The sequence below is a fragment of the Enterobacter cloacae complex sp. 2024EL-00227 genome (genome assembly GCF_043945315.1).
GTDB classification, from domain to species: Bacteria; Pseudomonadota; Gammaproteobacteria; order Enterobacterales; family Enterobacteriaceae; genus Enterobacter; species Enterobacter roggenkampii.
Map to the genome: position 1 here is coordinate 1 of NZ_JBIMQP010000054.1, position 2,010 is coordinate 2,010.

General features: G+C 45.8%; 3 protein-coding genes and 1 pseudogene. 1 reads left to right on the forward strand and 3 read right to left on the reverse strand.

From position 1 onward, the window contains the following. Both ACHH0Z_RS25460 and rclA read right to left on the reverse strand, forming a co-directional pair. Positions 1 to 91, reverse strand: a 91-nt coding sequence (locus ACHH0Z_RS25460) for an IS1 family transposase (protein WP_304481747.1), incomplete at its 3' end; no start/stop codon positions are given. Positions 92 to 268: 177 nt separating this feature from the next. Continuing rightward, positions 269 to 1,594, reverse strand: a complete 1,326-nt coding sequence (gene rclA / locus ACHH0Z_RS25465; RefSeq protein WP_007896426.1) for a reactive chlorine resistance oxidoreductase RclA — start codon at positions 1,592 to 1,594, stop codon at positions 269 to 271. A 153-nt stretch (positions 1,595 to 1,747) separates the two neighbouring features. Between rclA and ACHH0Z_RS25470 the strand changes: the two are divergent. Continuing rightward, a pseudogene (locus ACHH0Z_RS25470) lies at positions 1,748 to 1,891 on the forward strand (IS5/IS1182 family transposase); the annotation flags it as partial. Between the two features lie 28 nt (positions 1,892 to 1,919). Here the strand turns inward: ACHH0Z_RS25470 and ACHH0Z_RS25475 are convergent. Further along, the coding region (locus ACHH0Z_RS25475; protein WP_326491880.1) for an IS3 family transposase at positions 1,920 to 2,010 on the reverse strand (91 nt) is incomplete at its 5' end.

Sequence of the window (2,010 nt, forward strand, 5' to 3'; positions counted from 1 at the left end):
GATAGCGCTGATGTCCGGCGGTGCTTTTGCCGTTACGCACCACCCCGTCAGTAGCTGAACAGGAGGGACAGCTGATAGAAACAGAAGCCACTGGAGCACCTCAAAAACACCATCATACACTAAATCATTAAGTTGGCAGCATCACCGATTTTTTAAACATATAAAATACCATCAATGAAGTGATTAAGAAGTTATAGAGTAACAGAGAATTAATAAGATTCTTTTCTCTGAGACGCCAGAATATTTGTTCTGGCGTCTGATTTTGAGTTTATTTGACTAATGAAAATAGATCATTGAGTGATTCGCTCATCGACGGATGAGTAAATATCTGATCGCGTAATATGCTATAAGGCAGCCCGGCATCCATCACCATTTTCACTATATTGATCATCTCGTGGGAGTCAATACACAGCAGTGATGCTCCTAATATACGTTGGGTTTTATTATCAACAATCGCTTTTAATACCCCACGGGTATCGTTCATCACTCTGGCGCGCGGAATTGCAGCTACAGGCAATGTCACCACCTGAATATCAGCACCACTCTCTCTGGCTTGTTCTTCTGTCATACCAACCCTGGACAGGGGCGGTGTCATAAATACGGAATAAGGCACATTTTTCCGATCATCAGTACTACGTTTGCCTTCACCCAGTAACTCATCACGTACAATGCGGTAATCATCCAGTGATATGTAAGTAAATTGCAGCCCGCCGGTAACATCTCCCATCGCCCAAATATTGTCTGCGGTGGTATGTAATCGCTTGTCAACGACAATTGCCCCGCGCTCGTTTACTGCGATACCGGCATTTTCTGGATGTAACGAAGCGGTAGCCGGTTGACGACCGGAAGCTATTAACAGTGCATCCACCGCCAGTTGGGCGTGCTCGCTATGCACTTGCACTTGATTTTCATGGTGACTGATTCGCTCCACATGGGCATTGAGGATAATATCGACGCCCTGATCGCGTAAAATCGTCGCGATATTATCAGCAATATCCCGATCTTCCCGAGGCAAAAACAGCGAAGCTGCCTCTAAAATGGTTACTTTGCTGCCAAAATTAGCGAACATAGAGGCGAACTCAACGCCAATATATCCGCCGCCCAAAATACCTAAATGCCCAGGCAATTCTTTTAGATTAAGTAATCCGGTGCTGTCATATACACCAGGCGTGGTGGTAATTCCAGGAATTGGCGGAACCACGGCTTGTGCACCGGTATTAATAAAAATTTTCTCGCCATGAATCTCCAAATTTCCCTCAGGCCGATGAACACGCAGGCTATGATTATTGATAAACTCCGCCTGGCCGTCGATCACGTCGATATTGGGCATATCCGCAAGATTATGAAAATTCTTATTACGTAAAAAATTAACCACTTCATTTTTACGCTGTATGGCACGGACAAAATCTGTGTGCTGCTGTGCGTCATGAACCAATGTTTTGGTTGGGATACAGCCGATATTAATACAGGTCCCGCCATACATTGCATTTGATTGTTCGATGAGAGCCACACGCCAACCTGCTTTTGCCAGCGTGACGGCTAATGTTTTTCCAGCCTTGCCAAAACCAATAATAACTGCCTGATATTTATTCATGATGATTTCCTGTCGAAACGCGTTCATTTGACATCATGACTATAGACGCAAAAGGTGATGCTGCCAACTTACTGATTTAGTGTATGATGGTGTTTTTGAGGTGCTCCAGTGGCTTCTGTTTGGCTTTGTTGAATAAATCGAACTTTTGCTGAGTTGAAGGATCAGATCACGCATCTTCCCGACAACGCAGACCGTTCCGTGGCAAAGCAAAAGTTCAAAATCACCAACTGGCCCACCTACAATAAAGCCCTCATCAACCGTGGCTCCATAACTTTCTGGCTGGATGATGATGGACTGACCCCACGCCCGTAGACAAATTCTGTCCTCACGATGAGGCCTGTTCGAAGGCCTCCGGACTGAGGCCGCCGAGGTGACTGTGGCGCCGGGCCCGGTTGTAGAACACTTCAATGTAATCG

What these genes read in the sequence shown, in the direction of transcription:
- rclA (WP_007896426.1), bottom strand. Translation starts at nt 1,594, where the DNA reads ATGAATAAATATCAGGCAGTTATTATTGGTTTTGGCAAGGCTGGAAAA.